The 19,657-nt window shown below is 50.6% G+C and carries 19 protein-coding genes and 1 pseudogene; 14 read left to right on the top strand and 6 right to left on the bottom strand.

The features are described from left to right. Genes tssE through tssB form a run of 3 tightly spaced genes read right to left on the bottom strand, consistent with a single transcriptional unit; the run spans position 1 to position 2,441 of the window. Positions 1-426, bottom strand: a complete 426-nt coding sequence (tssE, locus tag QUE74_RS01195; RefSeq protein ID WP_001189666.1) for a type VI secretion system baseplate subunit TssE — start codon at positions 424-426, stop codon at positions 1-3. A 4-nt stretch (positions 427-430) separates the two neighbouring features. Beyond that, positions 431-1,915, bottom strand: a complete 1,485-nt coding sequence (gene tssC, locus QUE74_RS01200; protein WP_000111584.1) for a type VI secretion system contractile sheath large subunit — start codon at positions 1,913-1,915, stop codon at positions 431-433. A gap of 22 nt (positions 1,916-1,937) precedes the next feature. Continuing rightward, positions 1,938-2,441: a type VI secretion system contractile sheath small subunit gene (gene tssB / locus QUE74_RS01205; RefSeq protein WP_000041479.1), complete on the bottom strand. Its 504-nt coding sequence runs from the start codon at positions 2,439-2,441 to the stop codon at positions 1,938-1,940. Between the two features lie 701 nt (positions 2,442-3,142). On the opposite strand from tssB, the gene QUE74_RS01210 reads away from it, so the two are divergent. From QUE74_RS01210 to QUE74_RS01225, 4 genes are all read left to right on the top strand, one after another. Next, positions 3,143-3,661, top strand: a complete 519-nt coding sequence (locus tag QUE74_RS01210; protein WP_001142963.1) for an Hcp family type VI secretion system effector — start codon at positions 3,143-3,145, stop codon at positions 3,659-3,661. A 216-nt stretch (positions 3,662-3,877) separates the two neighbouring features. After that, a complete protein-coding gene (gene tssI / locus QUE74_RS01215) occupies positions 3,878-6,190 on the top strand; it encodes a type VI secretion system tip protein TssI/VgrG (RefSeq protein WP_286331886.1) in 2,313 nt (770 codons plus the stop codon). Positions 6,191-6,271: 81 nt separating this feature from the next. Continuing rightward, positions 6,272-7,195 carry a M35 family metalloendopeptidase gene (locus QUE74_RS01220; protein WP_000796674.1) on the top strand — a complete coding sequence of 308 codons (924 nt, stop codon included), beginning with the start codon at positions 6,272-6,274 and terminating at the stop codon, positions 7,193-7,195. 1 nt (position 7,196) lies between these two features. Then, positions 7,197-8,030, top strand: coding sequence for a hypothetical protein (locus QUE74_RS01225; protein WP_001211980.1), 834 nt, complete (start codon positions 7,197-7,199; stop codon positions 8,028-8,030). Here the strand turns inward: QUE74_RS01225 and QUE74_RS01230 are convergent. Continuing rightward, a protein-coding gene (locus QUE74_RS01230; RefSeq protein WP_088895425.1) for an IS3-like element IS2 family transposase occupies positions 7,955-9,183 on the bottom strand; the annotation gives its coding sequence in 2 pieces (ribosomal slippage) (positions 7,955-8,868 and positions 8,868-9,183; 1,230 coding nt in all). The genes QUE74_RS01225 and QUE74_RS01230 overlap by 76 nt on opposite strands. 331 nt (positions 9,184-9,514) lie before the next feature. Here QUE74_RS01230 and QUE74_RS01235 point away from each other — a divergent pair. The 9 genes from QUE74_RS01235 to tssI (QUE74_RS01275) all read left to right on the top strand — a co-directional run bounded on the left by QUE74_RS01235 (position 9,515) and on the right by tssI (QUE74_RS01275) (position 16,970). Continuing rightward, complete coding sequence (locus QUE74_RS01235) at positions 9,515-9,799, top strand: type VI secretion system PAAR protein (RefSeq protein ID WP_001141625.1); 285 nt, start codon at positions 9,515-9,517, stop codon at positions 9,797-9,799. Positions 9,800-9,831: 32 nt separating this feature from the next. Then, positions 9,832-12,294, top strand: coding sequence for a type VI secretion system tip protein TssI/VgrG (gene tssI, locus QUE74_RS01240; protein ID WP_071533189.1), 2,463 nt, complete (start codon positions 9,832-9,834; stop codon positions 12,292-12,294). Positions 12,295-12,459: 165 nt separating this feature from the next. Continuing rightward, positions 12,460-12,600, top strand: a complete 141-nt coding sequence (locus tag QUE74_RS01245; RefSeq protein WP_157786623.1) for a hypothetical protein — start codon at positions 12,460-12,462, stop codon at positions 12,598-12,600. Continuing rightward, positions 12,601-13,026, top strand: coding sequence for a T6SS effector amidase Tae4 family protein (locus tag QUE74_RS01250; RefSeq protein ID WP_071533190.1), 426 nt, complete (start codon positions 12,601-12,603; stop codon positions 13,024-13,026). Then, entirely contained in the window at positions 13,026-13,460 is a 435-nt protein-coding gene (locus tag QUE74_RS01255) for a hypothetical protein (protein WP_000643727.1), read from the top strand. The genes QUE74_RS01250 and QUE74_RS01255 overlap by 1 nt, the downstream gene beginning before the upstream one ends. A 235-nt stretch (positions 13,461-13,695) precedes the next feature. Then, positions 13,696-13,980, top strand: a complete 285-nt coding sequence (locus QUE74_RS01260) for a type VI secretion system PAAR protein (RefSeq protein WP_001141623.1) — start codon at positions 13,696-13,698, stop codon at positions 13,978-13,980. Positions 13,981-14,000: 20 nt separating this feature from the next. Continuing rightward, positions 14,001-14,762 carry a peptidoglycan DD-metalloendopeptidase family protein gene (locus QUE74_RS01265; protein ID WP_001355449.1) on the top strand — a complete coding sequence of 254 codons (762 nt, stop codon included), beginning with the start codon at positions 14,001-14,003 and terminating at the stop codon, positions 14,760-14,762. A gap of 19 nt (positions 14,763-14,781) precedes the next feature. Further along, complete coding sequence (locus QUE74_RS01270; RefSeq protein WP_000473462.1) at positions 14,782-15,246, top strand: hypothetical protein; 465 nt, start codon at positions 14,782-14,784, stop codon at positions 15,244-15,246. A gap of 38 nt (positions 15,247-15,284) precedes the next feature. After that, on the top strand, positions 15,285-16,970 hold the full coding sequence (gene tssI / locus QUE74_RS01275; RefSeq protein WP_000093543.1) for a type VI secretion system tip protein TssI/VgrG: 1,686 nt from the start codon (positions 15,285-15,287) through the stop codon (positions 16,968-16,970). Here the strand turns inward: tssI (QUE74_RS01275) and istB are convergent. Together istB and istA are read right to left on the bottom strand one after the other, a co-directional pair. Then, positions 16,884-17,678 carry an IS21-like element helper ATPase IstB gene (istB, locus tag QUE74_RS01280; protein WP_000544800.1) on the bottom strand — a complete coding sequence of 265 codons (795 nt, stop codon included), beginning with the start codon at positions 17,676-17,678 and terminating at the stop codon, positions 16,884-16,886. The two genes, tssI (QUE74_RS01275) and istB, sit on opposite strands and share 87 nt — an antisense overlap. Continuing rightward, complete coding sequence (istA, locus tag QUE74_RS01285; protein ID WP_000952431.1) at positions 17,678-18,850, bottom strand: IS21-like element ISEc62 family transposase; 1,173 nt, start codon at positions 18,848-18,850, stop codon at positions 17,678-17,680. Before istA ends, istB begins: the two co-directional genes overlap by 1 nt. 102 nt (positions 18,851-18,952) lie before the next feature. On the opposite strand from istA, the pseudogene QUE74_RS01290 reads away from it, so the two are divergent. Beyond that, positions 18,953-19,645: pseudogene (locus QUE74_RS01290) on the top strand (bacteriophage T4 gp5 trimerization domain-containing protein); the annotation flags it as partial. Positions 19,646-19,657: the final 12 nt, after the last annotated feature.

A 19,657-nucleotide genomic window follows, 5' to 3' on the forward strand; every position in this document is an offset into this window, starting at 1 on the left:
TTACTCCACTCGGTATTGCTGGTGGCTGTCCAGCACGATGTCAAACTCAAGTACATCTCTGGCCTCGCTGAAATCAACACAAGCCACAATCCGAAAACGCAACTCTAACGGTGCATTTTCATCCTGTGCGACGACGATAACAGTGACTTCAGTGATACGGGGTTCATAACGCAGAATGCAGTGCCTGATTTTCTGCGCAGTTGAATCCCTGAGATTCATGGAGATGGAGGCCACATTATCCAGATCGCCGATCCCCAGCTCTGGTGAGCCATAACAGCTGCCGGCGCGGGTATTCAGGACCTGTCGCAGGTTACATCTGATGGAACGTATCAGTGCTTCTTTTGGATTCTGGTATGAAGGTGGGTTTGCCGCCTCACGGATACGTTCAAAAAGACTGCCGGTTGGTCCTGAATCCCGTCTTTGCATCGGATTATTCCTTATCCAATCGTCCGACCAGGCTCAGGTCGAAACTGGCACCCATGTATTTAAAATGCGGTCTGACAGATATCGCGACCTGGTACCAGCCTGGCTCACCATCCACATCCAGTACCTCGATCTTTGCCTGACGCAATGGCCGGTGGCTGCGGACTTCGGCAGGCGGATTCTCCTGGTCGGCAACATACTGGCGAATCCAGGTGTTCAGCTCACGCTCCAGGTCACTGCGTTCTTTCCATGAGCCAAGCTGTTCGCGCTGAATTACCTTGATGTAATGCGCTAACCTACTGATAACAAACAAGTATGGCAGCTGGGTGCCGAGTTTATAGTTGGTCTCCGCAGCCTTGCCTTCGGGGGTTTTGGGGAATTTTTTGGGTTTCTGCACCGAGTTGGCCGAGAAAAAGCACGCATTATCAGACCCTTTACGCATGGTCAGTGTGATAAAGCCTTCTTCCGCCAGCTCATACTCTCTCCGGTCAGTGATCAACACTTCAGTCGGAATTTTTGCCTGCATTTGCCCCATGGATTCATACAGATGCACCGGGAGGTCTTTGACTGCGCCGCCGCTGGAAGGGCCAATGATATTGGGACACCAGCGATATTTAGCAAAACTTTCAGCCAGGTTCGCAGCTAGTAAAAACGAGGTGTTCCCCCACAAATAAGACTCGTGACTCTGGCTGACGTCTTCATGGTAACGGAAGGTCCTGGCTGGGTTCTCATCTGGCGAGTAAGGGTGACGCAGCAGGAACCGGGGGGCAGTCAGCCCCAGGTAGCGTGAATCTTCAGATTCACGCAAGGCACGCCAGCGGGAATAGGCCGGGCCTTCAAAGATGGCTCCTGGTTCTTTGATCCCTGGTAGCTCTGTCCATGAGTCCAGACCGAAAAATTCGGATGATACTGATGAGAGGAACGGGCTGTGCGCCATCGCACTGACCTGGCTGATATATTTCAGCAACTTCATATTCGGCGTGGTGTTCTTAAAGGCAAAGTTGCCGATTACCGCCGCCACTGGCTCACCGCCAAATTGTCCGTAACCGCTTGAATATACATGCTTGTAATACGCAGACTGCGTGATTTCAGGTGCAAATTCGAAATCATCCAGCAGTTCTTCCTGAGTGACATTCAGGAAATGGACTTTGATGTTTTCCCGTGTATCCGCGCGTTCAACCAGCAGCTTCAGCGAGCGCAGCAGGGATTCCAGTTCCTGAAACTCCGGGGCATGAATAATGGCATCCATCTGCCTGCTGGTTCGGGCATCAATATCAGCAATCATGGCGTCAACGGCCAGGATATTGATAGGTTCAGCGCTACTGTCGCCCTGTAACATGGCGGCAATAAAGGCGCTCACGCCCTGGCGGGTGATATCGTAGCTTTCTGATTTAGGCTGGACGCGGGTTTGCGCCATGATTTCATCAAGCAGAGATGGGGGCGCGGCGGTTTGAGACGCGCTGACGGGAGCAATTTCTTCCTTTACTGACATACTGAATATCCTTCTGTGAAAATTATTTCTGAACGGCGATACCCAGTTCCTGGATCAGCTGCTCGCGGCTGTCTTCGTTTTCCAGTAGCGCCTGAAGTTGTGCGCGGAAGGCCGGAATATTGCCTAGTGGAGACTTAAGTGCGACCAGGGCTTCACGCAATTCGAGCAGACGTTTTATTTCTGGTACCTGGCTGGCAATATGGTCAGGAGAAAGGTCATCCATAGATTTGACTTTCAGGTTGACGTACATTTGCTCATTGGGTGCGTCACTGAGTTCAGCCGGAACAACAAACTCCCGTTCAATGTCAGCTTCTGAAATGACTGCGTTGAGGTTATAGCGGTTGATAGCAATGGCAGTTCGCTCATCCAACGGCGTGTTATCTGGTTTCCCTTTCAGATTGCCGGTGATCAATAAATTCAGCGGCAATTCGATATCAGCAGCCACCCCATCAACTTTTGGTGTATACCGAACGCTGATTCTTTCTTTCGGCGCGACACTGCCGCCATTGTTGTTCATTTTGCTCATAAAAATGTTCCCGTTCAGGCCATGAGCACAGCATTTTCGTACTGCATACAAATACCGACAATACCGTTTCAGTGGCAGTTAGATAATGTAACCTTCCTTCTGTTGTGATCGGTATTCTACTCGTGAAATAAAATATTAAAAGAACTATTTATATTTTTGAAAGAGATGTATCCTTCATTATTAATACATGATAGTGAAATCAATTTGGTATTTATAGACTTGGTGAATATAATTTTACGGCCAATAAAGCGCCATAACATATTGATTTATATGTGTTTATTAAATTGATTAATAAGTTTTATGTATGGTTTTATAAATTAATTAATTGCTAGCAATACATCATAAGAAATTTCTTTAAGGAATATCTTAATTGCGTGCCGGAACGATGGTGAAGTAAGTGTTGTAATAATTGATTTTTGACGAAATTGTAGGTTTTTATGGGGGTAAGGATACGTTATGGATAATTCTACTGTTGATGTTGATATATTTTTAGCTTATGTGACCGTGTTCTGAAATTGACTAAAAATATATTTAAACACCATAAAAGAGTTTTTCGGTAGGTGCTAATTACGTGTGCCTGTAACTCGAATAAAGAAAAGGGTGTGGTTCCTGATGTGAGCCGCATCACACTCTAACCTGTCGGGGATTAACGACGGGTTGTTCGTAAAACAGCAGTTGATAATTTCACAAGGAGTTCATAAATGCCAACCCCATGTTACATTTCAATTACAGGTCAGACCCAGGGGAACATCACTGCCGGTGCTTTCACCGCAGATTCTGTCGGCAATATCTACGTGCAGGGACACGAAGATGAAATGCTGGTGCAGGAGTTTCTGCATAACGTTACTGTTCCAACCGATCCGCAGTCTGGTCAGCCTTCCGGGCAGCGTGCTCACAAACCGTTCATTTTCACCGTGGCGCTGAACAAAGCCGTTCCGCTGCTGTACAACGCGCTGGCCTCCGGTGAAATGCTGCCGAAAGTGGAGCTGCACTGGTGGCGTACCTCTGTTGAAGGCAAGCAGGAGCACTACTTCACCACACGTCTTACTGACGCGACGATTGTGGACATGAACCTGCATATGCCGCACTGCCAGGACCCTGCACAGCGTGAGTTTACGCAATTGCTCGCAGTATCACTGGCCTACCGTAAGGTTGAGTGGGAGCACATCAAATCCGGTACTTCTGGTGCCGATGACTGGCGTGCACCGCTGGAAGCATAAATCTGAGTCAACAACATCCTGCCTTAGTGCAGGATGTTGTTTTTGTACGTGTAAAAAATGAGTGTCAGTAAGGAGTTACGCTTTCATGAGGGAGATGGTGGATGCCGGGAACCCGGGCGGTAGCGTACCTGAATATGAGCGTAACGCTGTACTGGCACCCTCTGCTGCATGGTCAGTAGACAACCAGTGTTCTGTAAGTGAATCAAGGGAGGTCATATGTCCTCAGAAGGATTACGTTTCACGCTGTCGGTGGACGGTATTGTGGAGATGGCGACGGCAGTGGTGAGCTTCCGTCTGTACCAGCACCACTGCACACCGTTCATCCTGGATGTGGATATCGCCAGCGGACTGTCTGACCTGACGGCGGAGGATTTTCTGGAGAAAAGCGCGCTGCTGACGGTCTGGCAGGGCGACACTGCACAGCGTTACGTCAGCGGTATCGTGACGGAGGTGCAGCTCGGTGAGAACAACGACTGGCAGATGCGTTATTCCCTGAGCATCAGCCCGCCGCTGTGGCGGGCAGGGTTACGGCAGAACTTCCGTATCTTCCAGCAGCAGGACATTCAGACGATATCGGCGCAGCTTCTTGAAGAGAACGGGGTGACGGCGTGGATGCCGCTGTTTTATGAAGACCATCCGGCGCGGGAGTTCTGCGTGCAGTACGGGGAGAGCGACCTGGCGTTCCTGACCCGGCTGTGGGCGGAGGAAGGTATCTTCTTTTATGAGCGCTGCAGTCAGGAAGGGCCGGAACAGAAGCTGGCGGTGTGTGATGACGTGGCGGGGCTGACGGGAATGGGGGCGCTGGCGTTTAACCCGGACACGACGACCGGGGGAACGACGGAGTACATCAGCGAGTTTCGTTACCGTGCGCAGATAAGCGTGGCGTCGGTGGAGACGCAGGATTATACGTTCAAAACGCCGGGGTGGCCGGGGTACTACAGCCATGCCGGGGAGAGCCTGAACGGGCAGGGAACGCAGTACGAGATATTTGATTATCCGGGGCGTTTCAAGGATGAGCAGCACGGCCAGGACTTTGCGCGTTACCAGACGGAAGGGTGGCGGAACGGGGCGGAGACGGCGAGCGGGGTGTGTAACACGGCGCGACTGTGGCCGGGAACGCGGTTCCGGCTGACGGGCCATCCCTCAGGGACGCTGAACCGGGAATGGCAGGTTGTGGGAAGCACACTGCGGGGAGAACAGCCGCAGGCGCTGCACGGGAGTCACGGCGAGGGAACGACGCTGAGCAATCAGTTTGAGGTGATACCGGCGGACAGGACGTGGCGTCACGCGCCGCTGCCGAAGCCGAAGGTGGACGGCCCGCAGAGTGCCATCGTGACCGGGCCGAAGGGCGAGGAGATATTCTGCGACGAACATGGCCGGGTACGGGTGAAGTTTCACTGGGACCGTTATCACGGGATGACGGAGGAGAGTTCATGCTGGATACGGGTGTCGCAGGCATGGGCGGGACCGGGGTTCGGCAATCTGGCGATACCGCGTGTGGGTCAGGAAGTGATAGTGGACTTTCTGAACGGCGACCCGGACCAGCCCATTGTGACGGGGCGGACCTACCATGAAGATAACCGTTCACCGGGGGATTTACCGGGCACGCGGACGCAGATGACCATCCGCTCGAAGACCTATAAAGGAAGCGGCTTTAATGAACTGCGTTTCGAGGATGCGACGGACAGTGAGCAGGTGTATATCCACGCGCAGAAGAACATGGACACGGAGGTGCTTAACGACCGGACGACGGACGTGAAGCATGACCACACGGAGACCATCGGTAACAACCAGAAAATCACCGTGGGGCTGGGCCAGACGGTGACGGTGGGGAAAGAGAATGCCGGAGGGCATGACCAGACCATCACGGTGGCCCATGACCGGAGCATCACGGTGCGCAACGACCAGACGCTGAAGGTGACGAACGACCGGCGGGTGAACGTCAGCCACGATGACGGTCTGTATGTAAAAAACGACCGTAAAGTGACAGTGGAGGGTAAGCAGGAACACAAAACGACGGGGAACCACGTCAGCCTGGTGGAAGGGAAGCACAGCCTGGAGGTGAAGGGTGACCTGGCGGAGAAGGTGAGTGGCGCGCTGGGGATAAAGGTGGACGGGGATATCGTGCTGGAGAGCAGCAGCCGGATAAGCCTGAAGGTGGGTGGGTCATTCATCGTCATTCATTCTGGCGGCGTGGATATCGTGGGGCCGAAGATAAACCTGAATGGTGGGGGAGGTCCGGGGACGCCAGTATCGACGCTGCAACCGGTTGTACTGGAGGCGCTGGAGGATGAGAATGATGATGAGAACCCTGAAAAATATACTCTCCAGTTCCATTTTACAGACGATGACGGGATACCGTATTCAGAGACACGCTACATTGCCTTCTTTGAGGACGGCACGCAGACACGCGGGGAAACGGATGAAGACGGGTATACAGAAACATTTACCACTGACAGTGAACAAACGATAAAAGTCAGGCTACTACATCAGAGCATCGATATGATTGAAGGCGGTGTTTATGAATAATCCTGACTCAAAGATAAAATTTAATATTTTTTAAATATCACATTTATATTTCTATTACTATTACTTTTTTATGAGGGGCTTATGGCCGAGGCGACAACAAAAACTGATGGGTTATCTTGTACAGATGGACAAACCATCGCACAAAAAAAGTATAAAAAAGAATACGGCAAGAAAATCATAGTAACTAATCAATTTGTAAAAATGATGGATGAAGCTCTTAAAGGTGCTTTGAAGGTTTTAGAGAAAAGAAAAAAAGATTTGGCAACGTGGGGGGACAAAGAGAAAGATGAGTTTAGTCGCATTATGGGGATTGATGTAAAAAATAATGACACAATAATGTTTGATCATGAATATTATCGGTGTGATATAGAAAATGCAGCTAAAGAGCCGTTGTCACCCAAAAAGTTGGATACAACAACTGTTATTGAATTTATGCGAAAATCAGTTGACAGGATGCATTATATTATGAGCGAGTTACATGTTGATGCTGTTCCTGTTAAAGTTTCCACAATTAGTCCATGCAGTGAGGAGGCCGAGGTTGTGCCTGATAAGACGGTGTATAAGTATGGGAATTTTGTTAATCGAACCTATACCAGTGAGTATTCAGCATTTGTGGAACGGAATGCTACATTTAAGTATTATCCAGAAGAGTACAAGACTTCTCTTGAAATACATATAGGGTATGGTTTCAAAGAGAAAGATGTGATGGGGGAGGATTCGCGGGTAAGTACACTATGCCATGAGGTGTCTCATTTTTATAGAGTTGAGCATATAAATGCCAGCGAAGAGGACAGAGAAAAATCCAAGGGACCATGGGGAGGTGTAGGAACAGATGATTTACCAAATGATAAAGATTATAAACATGTAACCGGAGAGACTGGGGGTAATGTATATGATGAATATAAAGATAAGTTAAAAGAAGAACATAGTTTAGACGTTTTTAGAAATGCTTATAATTTTGAATTATACTTTGAGCTAACTAAGGAAGAGTGCGAGGTGTATTGATATGCGGTTTAATATCTGGAGTACAGCACTTCTCTTTTTTTTGAATTTATCAGTTGTTGATGCAAATGAAATTAGTGTTATGAACATAAAATATGGTTATGGTGATATTTATTGGGGAAGGGAGGCATCAACATCTTATCCTGTGATTTATCCATTATATAAATCTGAATCATATGAGAGATTTATTATTCAGCATCCTGATTCCATAATCGCTGATCTCTATTACCTTTATTACAATATTAGCGAGTCAGAAAACAAGAAAAGCCAGGAAATATATGATTTAGATGTCTCTCTTACTGTAAGTCAGGAAGAGTATAACGTATTAGCTCGGGTTGTGTTTAATAATAAAAGCAATAATGATTATTTTATTAACAAGAGAATGTTACCCAGTTATGATGCTGCTTTTGGTGCTATGTGTAGTGCTTCTTTTCTAATTACGACCGAGAATATTAAACTCGATTATTTAGGGCGTTCCTGTGACTTTGGCGATTATATGCGGGACTGGTGGCTAAAAATTGGAGGGGGAGAACAATTTTCATATGAGGTTTTACTAAACCATGCATATGAGTTTCTTCCAGGGGGGCATCAATATCAGATAGGTTCTCTTGAATTCCCTGTGGTTACAGAACAATGGTTTTTGGAGAAAAAAATATATAAAACAATGTTTATGATACTGGACTGGCGCTCGATATGTCCGATAAAGACCGACTTTCCGTTAGTATTGAAAAAAAGATGGCTTTGCCCTCAGTGGATTTGCCCCTATATTTCCAGACATCTGTTATCACTTAACCCATTACAAGCCCGCTGCCGCAGATATTCCCGTGGCGAGCGATAACCCAGCGCACTATGCGGATGCCATTCGTTATAATGCTCGAACGCCTCTGCAAGGTTCTTTGCTGCCGTTAACCCGTCTGGTTTGGGCATGATACTGATGTAGTCACGCTTTATCGTTTTCACGAAGCTCTCTGCTATTCCGTTACTCTCCGGACTCCGCACCGCCGTGTTCTTCGGTTCAAGTCCCAACATCCGGGCGAACTGGCGTGTTTCATTAGCCCGGTAGCATGAACCATTATCCGTCAGCCACTCCACTGGAGACGACGGAAGATCGTTGCCGAAGCGGCGTTCCACCGCTCCCAGCATGACGTCCTGTACTGTTTCACTGTTGAAGCCGCCAGTAGTCACCGCCCAGTGCAGTGCCTCACGATCACAGCAGTCCAGCGCGAACGTGACACGCAGTCTCTCTCCGTTATCACAGCAGAACTCGAACCCGTCAGAGCACCATCGCTGATTGCTTTCTTTCACGGCCACTCTGCCTGTATGTGCCCGTTTCGATGGCGGTACAGCAGGTTTTCGCTCAAGCAACAGCGCATTCTGGCGCATGATCCGGTAAACACGTTTGGCATTGATCGCAGGCATACCATCAAGTTCTGCCTGTCTGCGAAGCAGCGCCCATACCCGACGATAACCATACGTGGGCAGCTCTCCGATAACATGGTGTATACGGAGAAGCACATCCGTATCATCAGTGTGACGACTGCGGCGGCCATCCATCCAGTCATCGGTTCGTCTGAGAATGACGTGCAACTGCGCACGCGACACCCGGAGACAACGGCTGACTAAGCTTACTCCCCATCCCCGGGCAATAAGGGCGCGTGCGCTATCCACTTTTTTGCCCGTCCATATTCAACGGCTTCTTTGAGGAGTTCATTTTCCATCGTTTTCTTGCCGAGCAGGCGCTGGAGTTCTTTAATCTGCTTCATGGCGGCAGCAAGTTCAGAGGCAGGAACAACCTGTTCTCCGGCGGCGACAGCAGTAAGACTTCCTTCCTGGTATTGCTTACGCCAGAGAAATAACTGGCTGGCTGCTACACCATGTTGCCGGGCAACGAGGGAGACCGTCATTCCCGGTTCAAAGCTCTGCTGAACAATTGCGATCTTTTCCTGTGTGGTACGCCGTCTGCGTTTCTCCGGCCCTAAGACATCAATCATCTGTTCTCCAATGACTAGTCTAAAAACTAGTATTAAGACTATCACTTATTTAAGTGATACTGGTTGTCTGGAGATTCAGGGGGCCAGTCTACTCAGTACGAATTCGAAATCCGGAAAAATAACCTAAAATATATTCTTAATCGCCTCGGCTTTAATGGTGATGGTAGTAAAGAATATTTTTTGATTAGAACAAATCAGGTCTCTGTATACATTGATGCTAACAAGGATACTTCCTGGTATCAATTTATGAGAAAAACACATCGAAATAGCAATTAAATAATTACAAAGAAGAGAACAATATCTGACCAATATGCATTTAAGGAACTTAAACATGCCCACAGCAGCCAGACTCAGTGACAAAGGCACCCAGCATGACGGTTATTACGAGACCGCCATTATTGCAGGCTCCTCCACCGTTTTTATTGACGGCCTTCCTGCCGCCCGGCAGGGCGACCTGCTGACGCTGCACGCCAAACCGGACCATCCGCCTCACCCCCGTAAAATCGCAGGCGGCTCTTCTTCTGTCTTTATCGACGGCCTGCCCGCCGCCAGAACCGGCGATGCCATTGACTGCGGCGGCGTGGTTATTGGTGGCGGTACGGTCAACATCGGTTAATTACTTTTTCCTGTAGCGATACCAGGGAGGTCATCACGTCATTAAAAGGGCTGCGCTTTACGCTGACGGTGGACGGACTGGTGCCGGAGACGTTCGCGGTGGTGGATTTCCGCCTCACGCAGGCATACTCATCGCCGTTCGTCCTGGATGTGGACGTTGCCAGCGACTCGTTCCGCCAGACGGCGGAGAAGCTGCTGGAGAAGGGGGCCGTGCTGACCATCTGGCAGGGTGGCACGGCGCTGCGTTATGTGAGCGGTGTGGTGTCGGGGTTCGGCATGAAGGAGCACAACGGCTGGCAGATGCAGTACCACCTTCAGATACGCCCGCCCCTGTGGCGCAGCGGGCTGCGGCAGAACTACCGAATCTTCCAGCAGCAGGACATTCAGGCCATCTCCGCCACGCTGTTAAACGAGGACGGAGTGACGCAGTGGACGCCGCGCTTTTATGAGAGCCACCCGGCACGGGAGTTCTGCGTCCAGTACGGTGAAAGCGACCTGGCGTTTCTGACCCGGCTGTGGGCGGAGGAAGGCATCTTCTTTTATGACAGATACGCTGACGACAGCCCGGAGCAGACGCTCACGCTGTGCGATGATGTGGCGGGCCTGCCGGTGTACGGGGAGATACCGTTTAACCCGAACACCCGTGAGGTGACGACGGCGTGCATCAGCCTGTTCCGCTACCAGGCGCAGGTGCGGCCCTCGCAGGTGCGTTCAAAAGACCACACGTTTAAGGTGCCGGACTGGCCGGGTATTTACATTGAGGATGCTGAAAACCTCAACGGGCAACTGAAGCAGTACAAAATCCTGGACTGGCCGGGGCGCTACAAGGACGAGCAGCATGGTCAGGACTTTACCCGCTACCGGCTGGAAGGGCTGCGTAACAGTGCTGAAACCGCCACAGGTATCAGTAACTCCCCGGCGCTGTGGCCGGGACGGCGGTTCACCCTGACGGGGCATCCGGTACAGGGAGCGAACCCGAACCGTGAGTGGCAGGTGGTGAGCAGCACGCTGACGGGGAGCCAGCCGCAGGCGCTGCACGGCAGTCACGGTGAAGGAACGACGCTGAGTAACCAGTTTGAGGTGATACCGGCAGACAGGACGTGGCGTCACGCGCCGCTGCCGAAGCCGAAGGTGGACGGCCCGCAGAGTGCCATCGTGACCGGGCCGAAGGGCGAGGAGATATTCTGCGACGAACATGGCCGGGTACGGGTGAAGTTTCACTGGGACCGTTATCACGGTATGACGGAGGAGAGTTCATGCTGGATACGGGTGTCGCAGGCGTGGGCGGGAGCGGGGTTCGGTAATCTGGCGATACCGCGTGTGGGTCAGGAAGTGATAGTGGACTTTCTGAACGGGGACCCGGACCAGCCCATCGTCACGGGACGCACCTACCATGAGGACAACCGTTCACCGGGGGATTTACCGGGCACGAAGACGCAGATGACGATACGGTCGAAGACCTATAAAGGAAGCGGATTTAACGAGCTGCGGTTTGAAGACGCCACGGGCGGTGAGCAGGTGTATATCCATGTGCAGAAGAACATGGACACGGAGGTGCTTCACGACCGGACGACGGACGTGAAGCATGACCACACGGAGACCATCGGGAACAACCAGAAAATCACGGTGGGGCTGGGCCAGACGGTGACGGTGGGGAAAGAGAATGCCGGAGGGCATGACCAGACCATCACGGTGGCCCATGACCGGAGCATCACGGTGCGCAACGACCAGACGCTGAAGGTGACGAACGACCGGCGGGTGAACGTCAGCCACGATGACGGTCTGTACGTCAGAAACGACCGAAAGGTGACGGTGGAAGGGAAGCAGGAGCACAAAACGACAGGAAACCACATCAGCCTGGTGGAGGGAAAACACAGCCTGGAGGTGAAAGGCGACCTGGCGAGGAAGATTACCGGCGCGCTGGGAATGAAGGTCCGGGATGAAATCGTACTGGAGAGCGGCGGTAAAATCACCCTGAAGGTGGGCGGCTCGTTCGTTGTCGTTCATTCTGGTGGCGTGGATATTGCCGGGCCGAAGATAAACCTGAACGGCGGGGGCAGTGCGGGGACACCGGTGGGGACGATGCAGCCGGGTGTACTGGCGGCGCTGGCGGATGACGGGGGTGATGAAGAAGGCGAAGATGACGGGCAGGGCAATGGCGACTCCGGTGATGGAGAGGGGGGGGCCGGAGATGATGATAGTGGAAACGATTCGGACAATTCAGATGATGATGAAAAGGAAATTGTTTCTATTAGTTGGTCCTATGGTAACAATCGGACAAAAGTTCAGGATACATCCAGACACTATGTAGACCTCAATCTCCATGTGCAGACAAAAGGGTATAGTCCTGGGGAAAGTGTGTCCGTCGAAATAAAATATGATGACTTTGATGGTATGGAAAGATCTCTTGCTGTTAGCGGCACGGTAGATGAATCAGGTGAGATGGTTGTTGAGCAGGTTTTATCTGGGGCAGACGTCTGTACTTTAGATGAGTAGTTGTTTGGTAATATATGGCTGATGTTGTTGAATAAGAATTATATGATTAGCTGATCATTTAGATGACAGAATACATACTACTATGTTGTATTCACTTAAAGTCTGGCGATTGTTTACATGACAGTTTTACGTGATACTTATTCGTTGAATCAGTAAGGGCTTATTATGGCAAAAAAAGTTACAGCTAGTGCGGGAAAACAAAAATCGACTGTTAATGTAAAAAGACCTGCATGGTCTGATGTATATGAAGGATATCCAAAAGTTAATGGAGGTACTGAAATTGAGAGTGATTTGCCTATGAAATAATTGTTTACATCAATTTTTGGGCCTGATTATGATACTACGCAATTCAATAATGGTTGTGCTACAAGAGTATCTCTTGGATTACTTTCTGAAGGATTAAAAAGAGTGGGGGAAAGAGATATTGTTATTAGTGAAAAATCTCATATCCATTATGGGAAATCAATAGAGCCCGGAGCTGCAAGATTAAAAGATTTTCTGATAAAAATATGGGGAAATGCAGATTATGTCATTAAATATCCTCTAAGCTTTGACGATGTAAGCTCGGTATTAAATGATAAAAAAGGTGTTTATATAATGGTTTATAAAAGACCTGCGGATCATGGTGGTGCTACGGGACATGCTACACTATGGACTGGTAACAGAGCCATTGGCGGTAATGACCATGCTGATTCCAGTGCTTTTGCAATCTATTTTTGGGAATTGAAATAATGAAAGCTATATTTTTTATATTCTGTATTTTTTTTATGGGAAATTCATTGTTATATTCAGAGGCTAAAGCCAGTGAATCAGAAAGTACTCTGGATGATTATAAAATATTTACACTCGCTAAATGCATTACCAGTAATTATGAAAAAATGGGGGTTGATTTTACAAAACTACCATTGAAAGATAACACTATGGGATTTATTGATATTGATGCTGGACTCGCTTTTTATCGAAATAAGGATAGTGTTTTAGCATCTTTCATTAATAAAAAAACAGGGGGTTTTTACAGGCCAAAACAAACTAGTGGTGATTTAGCATCTTCAAATATGGTTATATACGACTGCGTAAATTTTTATCATTCAAAAGAGTTGGGTGTATTTCTAAAAAAAATCATTCATGAGAGGACTGTCGAAATTGAGAGAAACGCACTCGAATAGATAATTCTGGCGGTGACTTTGTTTTTTTTGGATGCAATGCAATATATAAAAATTGTATTTGTTCGAAAATAATATAAAATATCCGAGAAAAATATCATTCGCTATTAAAGTGTCTAAGCGTTTTTACATAAGTACTTTACATCGTTTAGTTTAAAAACGCGGCTATCAATAAATGTCGCAAAGGATTTGCGATATAATTCAATATGTAAATTATACAACACATAAGGAAATTTATATGCCCACAGCAGCCAGACTCAGCGATAAAGGCACCCAGCATGACGGTTATTATGAGACCGCCATTATTGCAGGCTCCTCCTCCGTCTTTATTGATGGTATGCCCGCCGCCCGTCAGGGCGATCCGCTGACACCGCATTCCAAACCCGACCATCCCCCTCACCCCCGTAAAATCGCAGGCGGCTCTGCCACTGTCTTTATTGACGGTAAACCTGCCGCCAGAACCGGCGATGCCATTGACTGTGGCGGCGTGGTTATCGGTGGCGGCACGGTAAATATAGGCTGATTAATTATCAGGGAGGCTGTATGCCCTCAGAAGGATTACGTTTCACGCTGTCGGTGGCCGGCATTGTGGAGATGGCGACGGCGGTGGTCGTAGAGGACGGCATATTTGGAAAAAATACATACGACGCAGTGAAAATATTTCAGCGGTATAATGGGTTAAATGATGATGGCATCGTAGGGCCACAAACCTGGCGGAAATTGGGTGTTCCTGAACTTTTAACGCGAAGTTCATCAGGCTCTCCCGCCAGCCCTTCTTCGGGGCCATCCCGGAGCCCTTCTGCTGATTCAAATGGTACTGTTGCTGAGACTGGTGATGGATTCTGTTTCCCATTCCCTGCACTTCCTGCGAGATCGTGGACAAACGGCGGTCGTCAATTTGGGGCGTCACGCAGTGGGGGCCGCAGACATGCCGGTTGTGATTTGATATTCCCCCGAGGAACGCTTATTTATGCTGTTGCTGATGGCATATTAGTTCAGCCCCCATATCCATTTTACGAAGGTACTTCTGCTGTAGAAATTAGACATGGCAACCTTCTCCTTCGCTATGGTGAAATTATTAATGGGTCATACGTAGGTGGGCAAACGGTTCAAAAAGGTCAGGTTATTGCTAAGGTAGGAAGGCTGCATTCGGGTTCATCTATGTTGCATCTGGAGATTTATACGAATGCGACCTTATCGGGTGACCTTACAGATCGCAACAGAGCGCCTTATCAAAGACGTTCTGATGTGACAGATCCTGCCCCATATCTGGATATCTGGAAAAATAACCTGCCTACCCTCTGATGTTTAAGGAATCAATAAAATGTTCAAAAAGATAATACTATTTTTAACGGTGATATCTTCGAGTTTTGTTGTTTGTCTTGCGGCTGATTCAGAAAAGATATTATCAGTAGATCCTGTTGTGAATAATTTTGGCGTTGATGAAGTCGTAGGGTTGCCTCATCCTGTTTGTACTTTGAGTCTGGCTGAAAATAATGAGAAACATCTTTATAATTATGTTGAGGGCGGTATCTGCCCTGTGGGCGGTGAAAGTTGTCCTTATTCAGCCGTCATAAAACTGAATGGCAAGATGGCGATATTAAAACAGATATCGACAAATAAAAATATCAGTTTTTTTAAGAATGATGAGGTATCGATTATCACAACACAAAGCCCAGTTAAAGGAGCTGTGGTGGATGAAGAGGGTGGTGATGTGAATGCCGTTATTGTAATCAAAACAAAAAATAGCGAAATAAAACTTAATATGTCCGGGTACTGTGGTATTTAAAACCGGGCTATTATCGCTGATTAATCAAGGGAGGTCATATGTCCTCAGAAGGATTACGTTTCACGCTGTCGGTGGACGGTATTGTGGAGATGGCGACGGCAGTGGTGAGCTTCCGTCTGTACCAGCACCACTGCACACCGTTCATCCTGGATGTGGATATCGCCAGCGGACTGTCTGACCTGACGGCGGAGGATTTTCTGGAGAAAAGCGCGGTGCTGACGGTCTGGCAGGGCGACACTGCACAGCGTTACGTCAGCGGTATCGTGACGGAGGTGCAGCTCGGTGAGAACAACGACTGGCAGATGCGTTATTCCCTGAGCATCAGCCCGCCGCTGTGGCGGGCAGGGTTACGGCAGAACTTCCGTATCTTCCAGCAGCAGGACATCGGGACGATATCAGCACAGCTTCTTGAAGAGAACGGGGTGACGGCGTGGATGCCGCTGTTCTATGAGGCGCACCCGGCGCGGGAGTTCTGCGTGCAGTACGGGGAGAGCGACCTGGCGTTCCTGACCCGGCTGTGGGCGGAGGAAGGTATCTTCTTTTATGAGCGCTGCAGTCAGGAAGGGCCGGAACAGAAGCTGGCGGTGTGTGATGACGTGGCGGGGCTGACGGGAATGGGGGCGCTGGCGTTTAACCCGGACACGACGACCGGGGGAACGACGGAGTACATCAGCGAGTTTCGTTACCGTGCGCAGATAAGCGTGGCGTCGGTGGAGACGCAGGATTATATGTTCAAAACGCCGGGGTGGCCGGGGTACTACAGCCATGCCGGGGAGAGCCTGAACGGGCAGGGAACGCAGTACGAGATATTTGATTATCCGGGGCGTTTCAAGGATGAGCAGCACGGCCAGGACTTTGCGCGTTACCAGACGGAAGGGTGGCGGAACGGGGCGGAGACGGCGAGCGGGGTGTGTAACACGGCGCGACTGTGGCCGGGAACGCGGTTCCGGCTGACGGGCCATCCCTCAGGGACGCTGAACCGGGAATGGCAGGTTGTGGGAAGCACACTGCGGGGAGAACAGCCGCAGGCGCTGCACGGGAGTCACGGCGAGGGAACGACGCTGAGCAATCAGTTTGAGGTGATACCGGCGGACAGGACGTGGCGTCACGCGCCGCTGCCGAAGCCGAAGGTGGACGGCCCGCAGAGTGCCATCGTGACCGGGCCGAAGGGCGAGGAGATATTCTGCGACGAACATGGCCGGGTACGGGTGAAGTTTCACTGGGACCGTTATCACGGGATGACGGAGGAGAGTTCATGCTGGATACGGGTGTCGCAGGCATGGGCGGGACCGGGGTTCGGCAATCTGGCGATACCGCGTGTGGGTCAGGAAGTGATAGTGGACTTTCTGAACGGCGACCCGGACCAGCCCATTGTGACGGGGCGGACCTACCATGAAGACAACCGTTCACCGGGGGATTTACCGGGCACGCGGACGCAGATGACCATCCGCTCGAAGACCTATAAAGGAAGCGGCTTTAATGAACTGCGTTTCGAGGATGCGACGGACAGTGAGCAGGTGTATATCCACGCGCAGAAGAACATGGACACGGAGGTGCTTAACGACCGGACGACGGACGTGTGTCAACGCCAAGATTATTGGCCGTTTTTCGCCATTTTTAATGTCCGCTATTGGTCATTAATGTTGTCCGCTTGCCGCCATTTCATCATCACTGATTGGCGTGGCGTTTTTTGCCAGCACTCCCGCTTTGCGTTTTTCCTTTAACCGGTAGCTTTCTCCTTTGATGTTCAGTGTGGTTGAGTGGTGTAGCAGTCGATCCAGGATTGCCGTTGCCAGCACGTTATCGCCGAACATCTCTCCCCAGTCGGCGAACCCTTTATTTGACGTCAGCACGATGCTCGCTTTTTCATATCGACGGTTCAGCAACCGGAAGAACAGACTGGCTTCCTCGCGGGTCATCGGCAGATAGCCTATCTCATCCAGTATCAGTACCCGGGCATAACCAAGCTGCTGTAGCTGTTTTTCCAGCCGGTTTTCCTGTTTTGCCTTCATGAGTGTGGCGATCAGCTTATCCAGTGGCATGAACAGCACCCGATGACCAGCGTCCGCCGCTTTTACCCCGAGAGCGACTGCCAGGTGCGTTTTACCCACACCAGGCGGACCCAGCAGGATCACGTTCTCGCTACGCTCCACGAACGCCAGCCCGGCCAGCTCACGGACGACCTTACGATCGATACCTGGCTGGAAGCCGAAGTCGAACTGCTCCAGCGTTTTGACCCACGGGAAGCGGGCCTGTTTCAGCCGGGACTCCATACTGCGCTGATGCCTCCCGTTCCATTCCTGCTGCAACGCCATGCACAGGAACTCGCGGTAGTTCAGTTCTTTTTTGGCCGCCTGCTCCAGCAGGCTTTCAACGTGGTAGCCCAGATGTTCCATTTTAAGACGACCCAGCAGTGTCTCCAGTTCATGCATCACAACAGCTCCTCATAGGCACTCAACGGCCTGTGTTCCACCTGACTGACCTGCTGCCAGAGTGGGGCGTGATGCTCCGGCACGGTCTGCCAGCCGTATACAGCCGAACAGAGACGGTGCGATGCTACCTGTTGCTCATTACTGTAGATCCGCAGTTCATCATCCAGCGAGATCCGTATTGATACCGGCTGGCCACACAGGCTTTCCGGCACGCTGTAACGGTTCCCGCCAACCTCGATATAGCCATCCCAGGAGACATGACGGATATCGAAGTAGCTGGTATCGAAGTCCGTACCTGGCAGCGCCTGCAGATGCACCTGTTCCTGCGTGAAGCGCTGTTCCGGTGTCTGCCTGAACTGGCGAAGTTCCCGCCTGTCGGCAACGTCAGCCATCCACTGCTCCAGTAGCTGATTAACATGGGCGAAGCTGTCGAACCGGCGGTACCGGACGAAGAAGTTTTCCTTGAGGTATTTCACCATCCGTTCCACCTTACCTTTGGTTCTGGCCCTTCGTGGACGGCAGGCCCGTGGCAGGAAGCCATAGTGATCGGCCAGCAGCAGGAACCCGGAGTTGAACACCACCTTCCCGTTGTTATTTTTCAGCACTGCGGCTTTCTGGTTATCGACCAGCACGGTTTTCACGCTGCCGCCGAAGTAGCGAAAGGCGCGGACCAGTGACTCATAGGTATGTTCAGCATCCTGCTTTGGTGCCGCGAAGACATGGAAGCGACGTGAGAACCCCAGCGTATTAACCGCGAAGTTAACCCTGCATCGTTGCCCGGCAACCTCAGCCTCAACTTCTCCCCAGTCATGCTGTAGCTGGTAACCGGGCTGAGTTTCGAAGCGAACCGTTTTCTTCGATGGCCGCATCTTACGTTTGGGCTGGATGTAGTAACGCAACATGGAACGGCCACCGGTATAACCCATCGCTTTGATTTCCGCCAGGATGACCTCGCCGTTCCAGACATTCTCAGCCAGACGCATGTCGATATAGTCCATGAACGGCTTGAGTTTGGCCATTTTGTGGCGTGTTTTTCTGGCCGGAGGTTCCGGGTATTTCAGGTACCGTCTGACAGTCCGCTCAGAGCAACCAACCTGAGTGGCAATATCAACAATATACGCACCTTGCTGGCGCATTTGCTTTATCATGTAAAAGTCCTCTCTGCTCAGCATGAGTGTTCCCTTTGTGGTGTAGGAACCTTAAGGAAACAACATGTTGGGTGGAGCGGACAATCCAAATGGTGAATTACTGTCTTATATCATTGGCGCTGACACGTGAAGCATGACCATACGGAGACCATCGGTAACGACCAGAAGATAAGGGTGGTGAAGGGGCAGACGGTTGAGGTCGGCACCAGAAAAGAAGGGGGCCACGACCAGAGTATCACGGTGGCGAACGACCGGCGCATAACGGTACGTAATGACCAGACGCTGAAGGTGACGAATGACCGGACGGTGAGCGTGAGTCACGATGACGGCCTGTATGTCAGAAACGACCGTAAAGTGACGGTGGAAGGGAAGCAGGAGCATAAGACGACGGGGAACCATATCAGTCTGGTGGAGGGAAAGCACAGTCTGGAGGTGAAGGGCGACCTGGCGAGGAAGATTACCGGTGCGCTGGGAATGAAGGTCCGGGATGAAATCGTACTGGAGAGTGGCGGTAAAATCACCCTGAAGGTGGGTGGTTCGTTTGTGGTCATCCATTCAGGGGGCGTGGACATCGTCGGGCCGAAAATCAATCTCAATAGCGGCGGTAGTCCGGGAACGCCGGTGCCGACGCTACAACCGGCGGTTTTGAAAGCGCTGGCAGATGATAAAAGTTTAGCGGCTGAGCAAAATGACAGTAATGCGTCGTCCGATCAGAATGATAACAACGATGAGGATGAGGAAGCACCAGAAAAATCGGTGTGTAAGGAGTGCCTGAAAAGGGCGCAGGAAGCCGCCGCCGCTTTTGCGCCTCGTGGATAAGGGAGAAAGACA

The organism is Escherichia sp. 10290 (genome assembly GCF_030295155.1).
GTDB classification, from domain to species: domain Bacteria; phylum Pseudomonadota; class Gammaproteobacteria; order Enterobacterales; family Enterobacteriaceae; genus Escherichia; species Escherichia coli_F.